The 14,637-nt window shown below is 71.2% G+C and carries 12 protein-coding genes; 3 read left to right on the top strand and 9 right to left on the bottom strand.

Annotated elements, in window-relative coordinates; translation table 11 throughout:
• Positions 1-213: 213 nt before the first annotated feature.
• On the bottom strand, positions 214-1,443 hold the full coding sequence (locus ACGFI9_RS26340) for an MFS transporter (protein ID WP_393181955.1): 1,230 nt from the start codon (positions 1,441-1,443) through the stop codon (positions 214-216).
• 195 nt (positions 1,444-1,638) lie between these two features.
• Between ACGFI9_RS26340 and ACGFI9_RS26345 the strand changes: the two genes are divergently transcribed.
• Complete coding sequence (locus ACGFI9_RS26345; protein ID WP_393181956.1) at positions 1,639-2,085, top strand: SRPBCC family protein; 447 nt, start codon at positions 1,639-1,641, stop codon at positions 2,083-2,085.
• Between the two features lie 61 nt (positions 2,086-2,146).
• Here ACGFI9_RS26345 and ACGFI9_RS26350 read toward each other — a convergent pair whose 3' ends face one another.
• Both ACGFI9_RS26350 and ACGFI9_RS26355 read right to left on the bottom strand, forming a co-directional pair.
• Complete coding sequence (locus ACGFI9_RS26350; RefSeq protein ID WP_393181958.1) at positions 2,147-3,628, bottom strand: low temperature requirement protein A; 1,482 nt, start codon at positions 3,626-3,628, stop codon at positions 2,147-2,149.
• Positions 3,586-4,251: an alpha/beta fold hydrolase gene (locus tag ACGFI9_RS26355; protein ID WP_393181960.1), complete on the bottom strand. Its 666-nt coding sequence runs from the start codon at positions 4,249-4,251 to the stop codon at positions 3,586-3,588. Before ACGFI9_RS26355 ends, ACGFI9_RS26350 begins: the two co-directional genes overlap by 43 nt.
• A gap of 213 nt (positions 4,252-4,464) precedes the next feature.
• Here ACGFI9_RS26355 and ACGFI9_RS26360 point away from each other — a divergent pair, with 213 nt between their 5' ends.
• Complete coding sequence (locus ACGFI9_RS26360; RefSeq protein ID WP_393181962.1) at positions 4,465-5,838, top strand: hypothetical protein; 1,374 nt, start codon at positions 4,465-4,467, stop codon at positions 5,836-5,838.
• A gap of 67 nt (positions 5,839-5,905) precedes the next feature.
• On the opposite strand, the gene ACGFI9_RS26365 is transcribed toward ACGFI9_RS26360, so the two are convergent.
• From ACGFI9_RS26365 to ACGFI9_RS26380, 4 genes are all read right to left on the bottom strand, one after another.
• The gene (locus tag ACGFI9_RS26365) at positions 5,906-7,783 is read right to left on the bottom strand and encodes a beta-L-arabinofuranosidase domain-containing protein (RefSeq protein WP_393181964.1); all 1,878 of its coding nucleotides are present in this window, start codon (positions 7,781-7,783) and stop codon (positions 5,906-5,908) included.
• Between the two features lie 39 nt (positions 7,784-7,822).
• Positions 7,823-8,725, bottom strand: a complete 903-nt coding sequence (locus ACGFI9_RS26370; RefSeq protein ID WP_393181966.1) for a carbohydrate ABC transporter permease — start codon at positions 8,723-8,725, stop codon at positions 7,823-7,825.
• A complete protein-coding gene (locus tag ACGFI9_RS26375; protein WP_393181968.1) occupies positions 8,725-9,666 on the bottom strand; it encodes a carbohydrate ABC transporter permease in 942 nt (313 codons plus the stop codon). The genes ACGFI9_RS26370 and ACGFI9_RS26375 overlap by 1 nt, the downstream gene beginning before the upstream one ends.
• Positions 9,667-9,748: 82 nt before the next feature.
• Positions 9,749-11,068, bottom strand: coding sequence for an ABC transporter substrate-binding protein (locus ACGFI9_RS26380; RefSeq protein ID WP_393181970.1), 1,320 nt, complete (start codon positions 11,066-11,068; stop codon positions 9,749-9,751).
• Positions 11,069-11,303: 235 nt separating this feature from the next.
• Here ACGFI9_RS26380 and ACGFI9_RS26385 point away from each other — a divergent pair, with 235 nt between their 5' ends.
• Positions 11,304-12,320: a LacI family DNA-binding transcriptional regulator gene (locus ACGFI9_RS26385; RefSeq protein ID WP_393181972.1), complete on the top strand. Its 1,017-nt coding sequence runs from the start codon at positions 11,304-11,306 to the stop codon at positions 12,318-12,320.
• 117 nt (positions 12,321-12,437) lie between these two features.
• Here ACGFI9_RS26385 and ACGFI9_RS26390 read toward each other — a convergent pair whose 3' ends face one another.
• Both ACGFI9_RS26390 and ACGFI9_RS26395 read right to left on the bottom strand, forming a co-directional pair.
• Entirely contained in the window at positions 12,438-13,397 is a 960-nt protein-coding gene (locus ACGFI9_RS26390) for a hypothetical protein (protein ID WP_393181974.1), read from the bottom strand.
• 71 nt (positions 13,398-13,468) lie between these two features.
• Positions 13,469-14,599, bottom strand: coding sequence for a hypothetical protein (locus ACGFI9_RS26395; RefSeq protein WP_393181976.1), 1,131 nt, complete (start codon positions 14,597-14,599; stop codon positions 13,469-13,471).
• Positions 14,600-14,637: the final 38 nt, after the last annotated feature.

A 14,637-nucleotide genomic window follows, 5' to 3' on the forward strand; every position in this document is an offset into this window, starting at 1 on the left:
AACGGGCGTGACGACGGTCACATCTGGGGTAATGCGGTGTATTTGCTGCCGGGTTCCGGCACCGAACGGGCAGCGGAAAACGGAATGGACGGCGCATCTCTCGCTTTTCGGCCGCCCGATTGCGGCAGCGGCGTGCCCGATCTCCACCCGGACCGCCCGGTCGGGCACCGGCCGGCCCGCTGCCGGAGCCGGCCGGCTCCGGCAGCGGGCCGCTCAGCGCGCCGCCGGCCGGCGCGCCACCAGCCAGAGCGCCACCGCCAGGTACGGCACCGCGGCCAGCGCGAACGCGACCCCGTTGCCGGTGGCACCGGCCACGACCCCGTACGTGGCGTAGAACGCGACGATGGTCAGGTCGGTCGCCATCCCCGCCACCGAGGTCACCGTCGCCCGGGCCGCGCCGGTGATGCGGGCCTGCAACCGCACGTCGGCGAGGACCGTGGCGAGCTGGAACGCCGCGAACGCCACCGCGAGCAGCACGAACCCCATCGGGCGGCCGGCCAGGGCGCCCGCCGCCAGCGCCGAGGCGGCGAGCACCAGCAGGCCCGCGTACCCGACGGCGGTGAGCCGCTCCCCCACCGGGGCGAGCAGCCCGCCCGCGGACATCCCCGCCCAGAGCAGCAGGAGCAGCAGCGGCACGGTCGCCTCGGCGACGCCGGTGTCCCGGGCCAGCAGCCCGGTGTACTCGTCGAGCCCGCCCCAGACCGCGGTCACCGCCGGGACGAGCAGCAGGGCCCCGCGTACCGTGCGGTCGGCCCGCGCCTCGACCAGGCCGGCGCGCAGGCTGGCCAGCCACCCGGGCTCGTCGTCCCCGTCGACCGTCCCCGGTCCGACGGTGACCGGCGCGGGCGCCTCGGCCGGGGCCGGGCGGTGCTCCGGGAACCGGGTGGCGACGACGGCGGCGAGCAGGCAGGCCCCGATGCTGGCCACGCCGACCGCCGGGTAGCCGCCGAGGGCGAAGACCGGCCCGGCCACCGCCCCGGAGGCCGCCGCGGCGGCCACGTCCGCGGTGCGGGCCCGGCCCATGAGGCGGGCGTACCGGTCGGCGGCGCCGAGCCGGTCGAGTTCGGTGAAGACCAGCGCCTCCAGGGCGCCGGAGCGCAGCGCCCCACCCGCACCCCAGAGCACGAAGCCGACGGCGAACACCGGGTAGGACGGGACGAGCACCCAGAGGGCGAAGCCGACCGCGGGCAGCAGCGGGGCCAGGACGAGCAGCAGCCGGCGGGACACCGCGTCGGCCCAGGCGCCGGAGGGCACCTCCAGCACGATGCCGGTCGCCGACCAGATGACGAACAGCGAGGAGATCTGCCCGACCGACAGCCCGGTGTCGGCGAACAGCAGTACGTAGAACGGGTAGAGCAGGACGAAGTCGGTGAGGAACGCGTAGCCGTAGAGCGTGGCCGCCAGCCGGCGGGTCGCGGCTACGCGCGTAGGAGTGACGATCATGAGGCCTTCCCACGGGGACGAGACGGACACCGGACGTACGGCGTCCGCGGCGGCCCGCGGCCTCGACCTCTAGGGCAGGATCAACATCGCCAGGTCATGCGCCTGATGCTAACCGGCGTTGACCGATCGTGCGGCCCCGCGACATCGCCGCGCGCCGGCTGCGACGATGGAGCGACCGGACCGAAGGGGGATGTCATGCCGGTGGATGTGCTGTCCGAGGTGACCATCGATCGCCCGGTCGGCGAGGTGGCCGCGTACGCGGGCGACCCGTCCAACGCCCCCGCCTGGTACGTCAACATCAGGTCGGTCGAGTGGCGGACGCCGCCGCCGGCGCGGGTCGGCTCCCGGGTCGCCTTCGTGGCGCACTTCCTCGGGCGGCGGCTGGCCTACACGTACGAGATCGTCGAGTTGGTGCCCGACGAGCGGCTCGTGATGCGGACCGCCGAGGGCCCGTTCCCGATGGAGACCACCTACGAGTGGGCGCCGCAGGGCGCGGAGCGTACCCGGATGACCTTGCGCAACCGCGGTGAGCCGAGCGGCTTCGCGACGATCGCCGCACCCGTTCTCGCCGGCGCGATGCGCCGCGCGAACCGGAAGGACCTGGCGAGATTGAAGGCGTTGCTGGAGGGGCAGCCGACCTGAATCCCTGGCTGCCTCGGGTGAAAACCGGGGCTAGCTGGCCAGTGCCAGTGGCTCTGCGGGGTCAGCCTCTCTTCGGCCGGGCGGTGGCCGGCGATGGGGCTTCCAGTGGAAGACCCCAGGCGTGTCGGGCGTCGGCCAGGGCCATACCGAGAAGTACCACGAGGGCGACTGCCGCCGCGATCAACGGGGTGGTGAAGGCCAGCGGCAGTGCCACGGCCGTCAAGGCCGCGATGCCGATGAGCCTGCTCGGGGAGACCCGGTTGAAGACCACCCGTTCCAGTCCGATCCGGCCGATGACAAAGACGATCGGCCCGCCGAGGATCGTGGCCAGCCAGGCTGGGCGCACGTGGCCGCCCGGGTGGGTCACGACGATCTCGTAGCCGGTCGCCACGAGCACGATGCCCAGGACCATCAGCACGTGGGCACGCCCGACGTTCCGGCCGGCTCTGACCCGGTCTCCGGCTGAGTCGACGGCTTCGGGCAGCACCTGCCCCGCCCGGTAGTAGTAGATCCGCCACAGGAGCACCGTGGTGGCGAAGCCGACCACCATAGCCAGCGTCGTGACCAGTGACACCGGCGTGTTGGTGTAGGTGATCCCCAGTGACAGCACGGTCTCGCCGAGTGCGATCAGCAGGAGTTGCTCGTACCGGGCGGCGAGGTGATGGGTCTTGCTGGGATCCCAGGCACTGTCCGACTGCCGGCTCATGCCGGGCACCGGCCAGGAGAAGCGGGCCGCCACGAGGTCGATCGTGATGGCCAGCGCCCACAGACCAACTCGGGACCCGCCCTGAGCCAGGATGCCTGCCAGCCACGGTACGGCCGATACGGTGAACCAGATCGCCGACCGCGTGTAGAGGGCTCGTTGCGCACGATCCCGCCGGAGCGAGATGAGGAACAACGGTCGCCCCACCTGAAGAACCACGTACGGTACGGCGAACGCGTAGCCGCGTGCCACGAACGCGTACGGCAACGACGACGCCATGAACACCACGCCGAGTGCGGTGAACAGCACCATCGCCTGAGCGGCCGGCCGGCGCGGGTCGAAGCGGCTCGTGATGTGGGCGGTGGTGGTCCACAGCCACATCATCGGCAGGACCAGCACGAGGACGTACAACAGCCCCGCCCACCGCCGGGTGAAGGTGTCGGCGGACAGGTCCGGCGCGACCCGTGAGACGACTCCCGACAAGGCAAAGACCAGCACCAGGTCGAAGAACAACTCCAGGAAGTTCGCCCGACGGGTATCTCCCGCGGCGCTGCCTGCCCTTACCTCTTTCTGACCAGGGGTTTGCCGATTTCGCCGGCCACGTCCGGTCCGCCGGCCACCGGCCCGTCCATCGGTCACCGACTCATTCTTCAGCCGGGCAGGTACGAACTCGGTGAAATGGGTGAAAGTGCCGGTTGAGGTGTTACCTGGCTGGCCGACACCCGCACCTCCTGTGACACGGTCGCGGTCGGCTACGCCGACAGGACACCGCGCACGGTTCCGCGGGCCGATGACGATCAGTCGAGCCTGGTCGCGAAGCGACGCATCGGTTCCGACCACGCCTTGGGGTCGAGCCACGGGAAGGTGTGGGCGCCGGCGACTTCGAGGTACTCGCCCGTGGGCGGTGCGGCGGCCAACTGGCGGCCCCACCGGGACGTACTGATCACGTCGTCGCGTCCGCGGATGACCAGGAGCGGAACCTCGAGACGGCGCACTGGTACCTCGATCGTGTGGTCGAGATGTGCGCGTGCGAGGTGCAGCATCCGCCCGAGCCCTGCCCGCTTCCACTCGGGCCGATGTGATTGGCTCAGCCCCGGTGGCTCCCGGCGCCCGTCCAGGCGCCAGCGGATGAACAGACGCAGCGGGCCCCGCGCGACCGGATCCACCGTGGGGCTGGCCAGGACGACACCATGCACATCGGGATGGCCCACCGCAGCCTGCGCGGCAACCTGAGTGCCGCTGGAGTGGCCGGCGAGCACCACCGGGCCGAGTCGCCGGGCGGCGAGCCACTCCGCGACCGCAGCACCGAACTCGGCCACGCTGAGCTCGTGCGGCGGGTCACCGCTGCCGGCGAATCCGGGTAGTTCGACGAGGTGAGCCCGGGTCCACTCGCCGAGAGCGCCCAGCCCCGGCATCAGGTAGTCGGCCACCCCCATGCCCTGGACGAGCACCAGCTCGGGCACATCCGATCGCGGCTCGCCGACCGCCCGGCTGCGCATCCGACCCAGCCGACCGTCGTGATACGAGGTCGTCACGTCCGTCGGAAACGGTGGCGCGTACGGGTGCCCCTTCTTCCGCATATTCGGGCTTACCCGACCGTCACGGACGGAACCGTGCGTACCGGACGACTTTCGGGGTAGACGCCGGCGGGAGGTGAGATGAAACTGCCCCGCGAGGTGGCCGCGTTCGACTCCGCTTCGGCAATGGTGGTGGCCACCGCCCGCTACCTGCACCACCGCGGCACCCCACCACTGGGCAGCCCGGCGGGGCGCCTGCTGCGTCCGCTCGCGGTCGCCGCGAACCGGCTTCCGGTCCGGCTGAGAGAGACGATCTACCGGCTGGCCAGCGGAGCCGAGGCGCGGCCGGCCGCGCACCTGGCGGCCCTCGACATCGAGGACGTCGCCGCCGCTATCGCCGGTCTCTACCCGCAGCGTCGGTATCCGGCGGTCGCCGTCGGCTCGTCCAGTGGAGCGCTCGTGCATCTGTGCGCGGCCCTCGGTATGGCGTGGTTGCCCCAGACGCTCCTGCTCCCGCTGCGTCAACGGCAGGTCCCCCCGGATGATCCGATGCGCGCCGTACACGCCTTCGACGCCACCGCCCAGGCGCTGCTGGCCCACAACCCCCACTTCGTCCTGCACCACATGCATGATCCGAACCAGGATCGGTTGACGTCGCAGCGGATGGCCTACTTTCGGGTCAAACGCACCCGGCTCGGACCCGCGTACGAGCGGTTCCTCACCCAGAGACTCGACGCCGGCGGCGTTCTCCTGCTCGCCGAGTGCACCCGGCGATGGCCCACCACCCGGGTCGGCGAACGACACGTCTTCCAGTTCGGTGCCGTTGGCGGACTTCAGCCGTCGCAGTACCACGAGGGCGATCCCCGGATAGCCGCATACCTACGCGGTTACGGAATCGAGCAGACCCGATGGGAGGCGCCGGCGCCCGACGGCGAGAGTCCTGAGGCGGAGTGGGGGTTCGAACCGGCGCTACGTGACCACGCCCGAGCGTTCGCCCGCCGGCACGGCTATCAGGTACGGCGACTGATCTTCGACGACCCCGAGGACCTCAGCCCGCTCATCGCGGATCTGTACCGCTGGTGGTACCGACGGCGCGGCCTGCCGGCCGACCGCCTGCTGGTGGAGTCGTTCATGCTCGTCGAGCCCTGGTGGGCTCTTCGGACCGGGTGCGTGCCGTACTGGAGCACCTTCCCCGTCCAGCCTTCGGCAGATGCCCTCACCCGCTATCTCCAGCAGTCGGACGCCTACGACTATCTGCACCTCATGCTGTTCAGTCACGGGGTGGAATCCGTGGGACTGGCAAGCGTCGACCGGTGGAAGGCGGTGCTCGACCATGCCCGGGTGGCGGGATCGTTCGCCGGAGTGGATCCGGACCGTTACCCGCGCGACCTCGCGACCTTCTTCCGCTACCAGTCGGCCCTGCGCGCCATACCCGCCCGGCACCCGATCCCCGAGCCGCTGTCGCTGACGGAACTCGACCGGTTCTTCGCGCAGCACGGCCATCGCCACCCCGCCGTCAGATTCGAAGACTGAGGTCCAGCACCCCTCCGTGTCGATGGCTCGGGGCGACGCGCGACGGCGCCAACCAGAGCCGACGGCGTCAGTCACCGGTCACGTGCCGGGCCGGTTCGATGACCGGCAGTTCGGCGACGCGCAGCCGGGCTGATCCGTACGGCAGCAGACGTATCTCTTCGATCGGCAGGTTCGAGGCGAGCGGGCTTTCCGGCAGCGGCCCGGCCGAGTTCAGCGCCAACTGCCACTGGGGCAACCGGGAGCCGAGCGCACGTACCTCCACCGGCGCCGCGCCGACCGCGAACGGGACCGGCCCGACCGGCCGGCGCCTGACCCGCAGCTGCGACACGTCGCGCCCGGGGCCGAGTCGCAGGCCGAAGTTCCACGACTTGCGCGGGGTGATCTCCCACTCGGCGAGACCGGGCGCGCCCGGCACCGGGCGCCAGGCTTCGGCGACGGCGTGCACGAGCACCAGCGGGCCGAGCTGGAGCCCGACGGCGCCCCGGTCGCGGGGCACGATCCGGATCTCCTGTGGCAGGGTCAGCACCAGTTCGTCCGCGGTCGACCAGCGGCGCCGTACGGTGGCGTGGCCGGTACCGTCGATCTCCAGGGGCACCGGAGCGCCGTTGACGGTCGCGGTGGCCCGCGAGCACCAGGCGGGCACCCGCAGCAGGAGCGGGAACTCGACCTGCTCGTCCGCCGCGACCGTGATCCGTATGGTCTCCTCGAACGGGTAAGAGGTCTGCACGTCCAGCCGTACCGTGGTGCCGGCGATGGCCGCGCTGACCGTGCACGGCGCGTACGCGACCGCGGCCAGCCCGCCGTCGCGGGTCGCCATCCACAGCGACCGGACCAGCTTGGGCCAGCCCTGGTGCAGATTCGCGGTGCAGCAGCCGAAGTGCGGTTCGAGGCCGAAGACGTTGGCATCGTCGCCGCTGAAGGTCCAGTCCCGCTGGGCGACCGACACCAGCACCTGGTTGGCCTGCTGGTGGTACTGGTGGGCGAGCATGTGCGGGTCCGCGAGCGCGGGCAGGAGGTTGAAGGCGACCTGTTCGAGCAGGTCCCCGTACCGACCATCGCCGAAGATGCGGGCGATCTGCTCGAGGGTGAACAGGTACTCGACGACCTGGCAGCTCTCCACGCCGTGATGCGGGTCGCGCCCGGCGAGCCACTCGTCGCCGGAGAAGGTGCCGTGCACCTGGCCGTGCAGGCGGTCCAGGTTGGCCAGCGCCTCGACGGTGCCGCGCCGGTGCGCCTCGTCGCCGTCGAGCAGGAAGTGGACGGCCGGCGTCTTCAGCCCCATGGCGACGTTCGGCCCGTGGTTGAGGTGCGAGTTGATCCTGGTCGGCCCGGGGGTCAGGCCGCCGACCAGGTGCGCCTGCCAATCGGCGGTCTGGTCGAGGATCAGGCGGGCCAGGTCGATCAGCCAGCCCTCGCCGGTGTGCCGGTGCAGCCAGAGGATCGACAGCACGTTGTCGGCGCCGCGCATCCGACCCCAGCTGGCCAGCGGCCGGCCGGGCAGGTGGTCGAGCTGGTACCGGAAGTAGCGCTGGAGGAAGGGTACGACCCGGTCGTCGCCGGTCGCGTCGGCGTGCTGGGTGAGTGCCTTGAGCGCCACCATGCGCGGCCACCAGTCGTCGTTGCTGGCCGGGCCGAACTGGCCGTCCGCACGCTGGCTGGCGAGGATGGCCTCGATCCACTTCTGCGCCTTGGCCAGCAGCGTCGGGTCGTCCAGCAGGTGCGCCAGGGGCAGCAGGCCGTCGAGATAGTAGGGTCCGCGCTCCCAGTCCTCGCCGGTCCCGCCGAGCCAGGCGCTGTCGATGCCGACGTCCGGCCAGATCTCGTCGAGCTGCCCTGTCTGGCCGGCGGCCTGGAGCCGGAGCTGGTCGAGGAGCCAGCCGGTGGGCCGGATCGCACCCAACGGCAACTCGGCGCGGGCCGCGCGGTCGGTGCTGGCGAAGGTCACAGTCGGCGTCCTTTGCAGAGGGGTGAGGGAACGAAGGGGTCAGCCGCGCAGCGCGCCGTTGACGATGCCGCTGACGTAGAAGCGTTGGAGCAGCAGGTAGAGCACGAGGCACGGCACCATCGCGATGACCACGCCGGCCTGGAGCGCCCCGTAGTCGACGATCCCGTACGCGCCGTAGCGGACATTGACCAGCATGATCGGCAAGGTGTACCTGGTGCCGTCGTTGAGGAAGATCAGCGGCGCCAGGAACTCGTTCCACGAGGCGAGGAACGCGAACAGCCCCACGGTCACCAGCCCGGGCATGACGATCGGCAGGGCCACCCGGCGCATCGCGCCGAATGTCGAGCAGCCGTCGACCATCGCCGCTTCCTCCAGTTCGCGCGGCACCGACTCGAAGCTGTTGCGCATCAGGAAGATGCCGAACGGCAGCTGGAACATGACCAGCACCAGCGCGAGGCCGACCACGCTGTTCTGCAGCCCCAGCTTGCCGAGCACGATGTAGAGCGGGAGCAGGATCGTCGCGTACGGCACCATGAGGATCGCCAGGGTCAGCCCGAAGAGGGGCTTGTGGCCGCGGAACTCGAACCGGGCGAAGCCGTACCCGCCGAGCGCGCACACCACGACGGTGCCGGCGACGGTCAGCCCGGAGAGCACCAGGCTGTTGAACAGGTACGTCCCGATCCCCTCTCCGTAACTGGCCAGGCCCCGGTAGTTCTCCAGCGACCAGGTCCGCGGGAACCAGGTCGGCGGCTGCTGGTTGGCCTCGGCCTGACCCTTCACCGAGTTGAGCAGGGCCCACAGCAGCGGGAAGAGAAAGGCGAGGGTGAGCACGCCGCTGATCAGGTGGAAGCCGCCGGTCGAGGCCGCCCGCGCCAGCTTGCCGCTGGTACGGGGCCCAGCGAAGCGCCGCCGGTCCGGGCGGTTCAGGTTGATCGTTGCCATTAGCTTTCCCGCTTTCGAAGCAGTCGAAGCTGCACGATGTTGAGCACGACCAGGGCGAGCAGCAGGACCATCGACAGCGCGGCGGCGCTGCCCAGCTCGAAGGAACTGAAGGCGGCGTTGTAGACCGCGTAGACCAGGGTGACGGTGGCGTTGTCCGGCCCACCCCGGGTCAGCACCATGAACTGGTCGAACGCGAGCAGCGACCCGGTGATCGAGAGCATCAGCAGGAGCGCGAGGGTGGGCCGTAGGTACGGGATGGTGATGTACCGCAGCCGGTGCCAGGTCGACGCGCCGTCGACGCGGGCCGCCTCGTACAGCTCGGTGGGGATCGACTGGAGGCCGACCAGCAGCACCACGACCTGGAAGCCGATGAACTTCCAGACCACCATCGCCACCACCGAGAAGGTGGCCTTGGCGGGGGTGTCGAGGAAGCCGGCTGGCCCGTCGGTGATTCCCACGGCCTGGAGGATCTGGTTGAAGACCCCGATCTGGTCGTTCAGGTCGATGTACCACATGAGCGCCGCGGCAGCGGTGCCGACGACGTACGGCAGGAAGAACGCGGTCCGGTAGAAGGTCGACCCACGCCGCGGACTGTTCGAGATCCATACCAGGACGAACGACACTCCGAAGACCACCACGGTGGTGATCGCGGTGTAGACGAGGGTGAAGGTGATCGCCCCGAGGAACAGCTCGTCGTCGGCGATCTTCCGGTAGTTCTCCAGGCCGTTCGGGGTCGGCGAACCGATCAGCGGCCAGTCGGCGAACGACATGTAGACCAGCACCGCCAGCGGCACCACGAACAGCGCCGCGACGATTACCGCGGTGGGCGCCACGAAGAGCATGCCGGTCAGCGGTCGCCGCGTCACCCGCGAGGTGGCACGCGTCGCCGGGGCAGGCGTCGGGGCGTCCACCGCCTGCCGTTCGGCGGTCATCGTCGCCATCCGCTCTCCTCCTCTCCTTCCGGGACCTTGTCCGATGCGGTTGGCGGGTAGCCCGACGTCGCGCCGGCCCACCCGCCAACTGTCACGACGACGCGTCCACCTTGGACTGGATCTGGGACTGGGCCTGCTGGAGCGCCTTGGCCGGATCGCCGCCGAAGATGCCCTCCCGCAGTGCGACCAGCCACGGTCCGTTGGAGTTGTTGATCAGTTCGCCGTACGGCAGGACGGCCGGGGTGTAGCCGTTGGCCAGTCCCTCCACGGTGGCCTTCACCCGTGGGTCCTTCGACGAGTACGGATTGCCCGCCAGGTCGGTGCGGGCCGGCAGGTCGCCGTACTTGGCGACCAGTTCGACCTGCGCCTGCTCCCCCAGCGTCCAGGAGACGAAGTCCCAGGCCTGGGTCGCGTGCTTCGACGATGCGGTGATGCCGAGCACGTCCCCGCCGACGAAGGTGGCGGTCCTGCTCCCGTCCGGCGCCATCAGCCCGGCGACGCCCCAGTCGAACTTCGCCTTCGACGTCAGGTCGCCGAAGAGGAACGAGCCGGCGGGCAGGATGCCGACCTTGCCGGCCAGGAAGGAAGCGGTCCAGTTGGCGCCGTCGTCGGTCTTCACCCCGCTCGGGGCGATCTTCTCCTCGACCATCTTCCGGTAGAGCCGCAGCGTCTCGCCGAACGCACCATTGTCGAAATCGGCCTTGTGGCCGTCGTCGGCGAACGGCGGGTGCCCGGCCGCGACCGCGTACGGGAACATCGTGTAGGCGTTGCAGCCGGAGCAGTTGCCCGGGAAGTAGAAGCCGTAGGTGTTGGCGCCCAGCGCCCGGATCGCCTTGGCGTGCTCGTACACGTCCTGGAAGGTCTTCGGACCCTGCTCGGGGTCGAGGCCGGCCTTCTTGTAGAGGTCCTTGTTGTAGAGGAACAGCGAGGAGTCCACCTTGTTCGGTACGCCGTACATCTTTCCGTCGCGGCTGGCGGCCTCGATGTGCGCCTTGGCGAGGTTGTCGTAGAACGACAGCTTCTTGATGTCGGCGGTGATGTCCCGGAAGAGCCCCTGCTTGACGTAGTTGGGGGCGTAGACGACGTCCGCGGCGAGGATGTCGGGCAGGCTGTTGGAGCCGGCGGCCGCGCCCACCTTCTGCTGGTAGCTGTCGCTCGGGATGATCGTCAGCTTCACCTTGTTCTTGTGTGTCTTGTTGTACTCGTCGACCAGGCGCTTGCTGAAGACGTCGATGGCCGACCGCGCCCACATGGTGAGCGTCGCGCCGCCGTCAGGCGTGCCGCTGCCGCTCGACCCGCCGCCGCAGCCCGCCAGCACGATTGCCGTCGCAGCCATCGCGGCCACGACGCCGGCGAGGCGGCGCCGGCGGCTCCCGGCGCGCGGGATGGGCCGATCCCTCCGAGGTGCCATGCCTTCTCCCTGAAGTCGGGAACCAGGATTCGCGCCGCCAGCCGGAAACATTTCCGTATCAGCCCGGCCTCACGGCTAAGGTTTTCCGAGACTAAGCGCGTGCTACATGCACGTCAACGGCGTGCAGCGCATCAGTTATGGTCGAGGTATTGCGGAAACTTTTCCGCATCCTTCATGCTGAGCGGGACACGCCGGAGCACGCGGGACCGGAGTTGGGCGAGCGGGGAGGGCAACCGTGACGAAGCGACGTGGCACGGTCACCGTGTCCGACGTGGCGGCCCTCGCCGGTGTCTCCCCGGGCACTGTCTCCAAGGCCCTCAACGGCAACGGCCAACTGCGCCGGGAGACCCGCCAGCGGGTGCTGGACGCCGCACAGCGGCTCGGCTTCCAGGCCAACCTGCTGGCCCGCAGCCTGATCGATGGTCGCACGTACACGGTGGGCGTGCTGACCACCGACAGCTTCGGCCGGTTCACGATCCCCGTCATGCTCGGCGCCGAGGACGCGCTCGGTGCCGGGCAGATATCCGTCCTGCTCTGCGACGGGCGCGGCGACCCCATCCGCGAGCAGCACTACCTGCGTACGCTGTTGGGCCGCCGCGTCGACGGCATCATCGTGACCGGCCGGGCCAGCGACCCGCGGCCGTCGCTCGGCCGCGACCTGCCGGTCCCGGTCGTCTATGCCCTCGCTCAGTCCGAAGACCCCGAAGACCTCTCCGTGGTGCACGACGACGAGCAAGGTGCCATCCTCGCGGTGGCGCACCTGATCGCCACCGGCCGGCGTCGCATCGCCCACGTCACCGGCCCCGAGCGGCACCTGGCGACGCGGCACCGCATCGCTGGGACCCGAACCGCCCTGGCCGATGCCGGCGCGCCGCTCGTGCTGGGCCAACCGCTGGTCGGTGAGTGGAGCGAACGCTGGGGCCGCGAGGCGGCCACCATCCTCATGCGCAGCGGCGAGCCGTTCGACGGTGTCTTCTGCGGCAGCGACCAGATCGCCCGCGGCGTGCTGGACGCCCTGCGCGAGGCGGGCCGCCGGGTCCCGGAGGAGGTTGGGGTCGTCGGAGTTGACAACTGGGAGGTGATGGCCGAGGCAAGCCGTCCGCCGCTCACCACGGTCGACCTCAACCTCAGCGAACTCGGGCACGTCGCCGCCACAAAGCTGCTACGGGCGATCGAGGGCCACCCGCTGGAGCAAGGGGTGCGGCGGCTGCCGTGCCGACTCGTCACCCGCCACTCCACCGAGATGGCGTGATCGGCACGATCCTCGGGCGAGGCCACCCGGTGCGGCCATCGGCGGTGGTCGACCTCGGCCCCTCGACGTGAACCGGGGCGGACCCGGTCGGGCCCGCCCCGGTCGTGACACGGACGGTCAGCGGCGGTACTTCTCCGCGTCCACCGGCGGCAGGACCATCGTGGCCTCGTTGTCCGCCGCCGGCTCGGCCGCGGGCTGGCGCGGCATGGTCGGCTGGGTGCGCTCGGACTCGGCGTACGGCTGCGCGGTGGGCGCCGCCGAACCGGACGGGGCGACCACCTGGGTGCGGTCGGCGTCGGTGTCCCGGGCGACCGGCTGGGTCAGCTCGGCCTCGGCGTACGGGCTGGAGGGCTCGCTCAGCCGCGCCTCGACGTCCCGCCGGCCCGCCTGGTAGGCGCGGGCATGGGTGGCGATGGTCCGCGACTCCTCCTCGGCGCGGGCCAGCCAATTCTCCCAGCGGCTCTGCATCGGCCGGACCAGGCCGCCGCCGACCCCGACGACCAGGATGCCGCCGACGGTGGCGAGGACGGCGATCAGCACCGGGGTGGTGACCGTGGTGGCCACGCCGATCTGGTTGAGCGCGGCGATCACGCCGAGGCCGAGGATGAACACCGAGGCGATGTTGGCCAGGATCCGGCCGTAGGACAGGCCGCCCAGGGCGCTGGAGATGATGTCCTTGACCGCCTTGGCGATGGCGGCGGCCACGACCACGATGACGATGGCCACGAACGCCCGGGGCAGCCAGGCGATCACGCCGGCGATCAGGTCCGAGATCGGGTTCGGGCCCCAGATGCCGAAGGCGAGCTGCAGGGTGACCAGCAGCACCGCGTAGTAGGCCAGCTTGGCGACGATGTCGCTGGCGTCGTACCGGGACCGGGCCAGGGCGGTCTTGATGCCACCCCGCTCCACCGCCCTGTCGAAGTGCACCCGCTCCAGGACCTTGTCCACGATCTTCAGCACGGCCTTGGCGATCAGCCAGCCGACCACCAGGATCGCGACGAAGGCGACGGCCTTGGGCAGGAACAGCATCACCGAACGGAACGCGTCGCCCACCGCGTTCCCGAAGTTGTCTCTCATCGAAGGCCTCCACGCACAGGTCAGGTCGGTCCGTTTCGGACGTACCCGACCCGCCCGTCCGGGAAACCCGGTCAGCCCCGCCGGCAGCGGTAGGCGACCTGCGTACCGGCCTGCACCGGCGACGGCTCGATGATGTTGACGGTGGCGGTCTCGGTGGTCGCGCCGGCGCCGCTGAACGTCCACCTGAGGGTCAGGGTGGCGCTCCGCTGGCCCCGGCCGACCCGCTCGCTGAGCAGGGCGCCCGGTGGCGCGTCCGAGCGGAACCACTGGTAGCGGATCACCCCGCTGCGGCCGTTCGTGCGCACGGTGGCGACCACGTCGACGGTGACGTCGCAGCGGTCGCCGGCCGGCTGCGGCACGGCCACGGTGACGCCCTCCACTTCGAGCGGGCGCAGCCGCTCCCACAGGTAGAGGCCGACCACGGCGACCAGCGCCAGGGTCAGCAGGGTGGAGAGCACCGACACCACCCGGCGCCACAGCGGGCGCGGGCGCCGCGCCGGGGCGGCGGTCGGCCAGGCGGGGGCGTCCGGCGGGGTCGCCGGCACGCCGGGCCCGAAGCGCACCTCGCCGCCGGGCGCCGGCTGCGCGGGGACGCCCGCCGTCCCCGGCTGCGCCGCGCCCTGGGGGTACGCGCCGGTCGGCTCGCCGTACGCCGAGGTGGCCGGCCCGGTCGGGGCGACGGTGGGACCGCCGAACGCCGAGGTGGCCGGCCCGGAGGCGGTGCCGGGCGGCGCGGAGGCGGTGCCGGGCGGACCGAAGTGCGTGGTGGCGGCGTCCGCCGGGCCGAAGGTGACGGTCCGGTCGGTCGCCCCAGGGTTCGGCGTCGCTTCCGGCGAGCCCAGGTGCATGGTCCGGTCGGCCCCGGCCAGGTGCACCGTCGCGTCCGGCGCGCCGAGATGCGCGGTCCGGCCCGGTCCGGCCCGGTGCACCGTGGCGTCCGGCGTACCGAGGTAGGCGGTTGCGTCGGGCGAGGCGAGGTCCGCGGTGCGGTCAGGCCCGGCGAGGTGGACGGTCGCGTCCGACGCGTCGAGATGGGGAGCGGCGCCGAGGTGGATTGTGGCGTCGGTGGCGGCGAGGTGCGCGGTGGGTCCGGCGCCGCCGAGCGCCACGGTGCGGTCGAGGTCGACGGTGGCCCCGGGGTCGGTGACCGGCGGCATCGCCCGGGTGGGCAGCGCCTCGGTGGGCTCCTCCGGGCGGGTCACGCGAGCCGTCCCTGGATCGTGATGGGGCTCTGGGCAGC

The sequence above is a fragment of the Micromonospora sp. NPDC048930 genome (genome assembly GCF_043197935.1).
GTDB lineage: Bacteria > Actinomycetota > Actinomycetes > Mycobacteriales > Micromonosporaceae > Micromonospora.

What these genes read in the sequence shown, in the direction of transcription:
- ACGFI9_RS26340 (WP_393181955.1), bottom strand. Translation starts at nt 1,443, where the DNA reads ATGATCGTCACTCCTACGCGCGTAGCCGCGACCCGCCGGCTGGCGGCC.
- ACGFI9_RS26345 (WP_393181956.1), top strand. Translation starts at nt 1,639, where the DNA reads ATGCCGGTGGATGTGCTGTCCGAGGTGACCATCGATCGCCCGGTCGGC.
- ACGFI9_RS26370 (WP_393181966.1), bottom strand. Translation starts at nt 8,725, where the DNA reads ATGGCAACGATCAACCTGAACCGCCCGGACCGGCGGCGCTTCGCTGGG.
- ACGFI9_RS26375 (WP_393181968.1), bottom strand. Translation starts at nt 9,666, where the DNA reads ATGGCGACGATGACCGCCGAACGGCAGGCGGTGGACGCCCCGACGCCT.
- ACGFI9_RS26380 (WP_393181970.1), bottom strand. Translation starts at nt 11,068, where the DNA reads ATGGCACCTCGGAGGGATCGGCCCATCCCGCGCGCCGGGAGCCGCCGG.
- ACGFI9_RS26390 (WP_393181974.1), bottom strand. Translation starts at nt 13,397, where the DNA reads ATGAGAGACAACTTCGGGAACGCGGTGGGCGACGCGTTCCGTTCGGTG.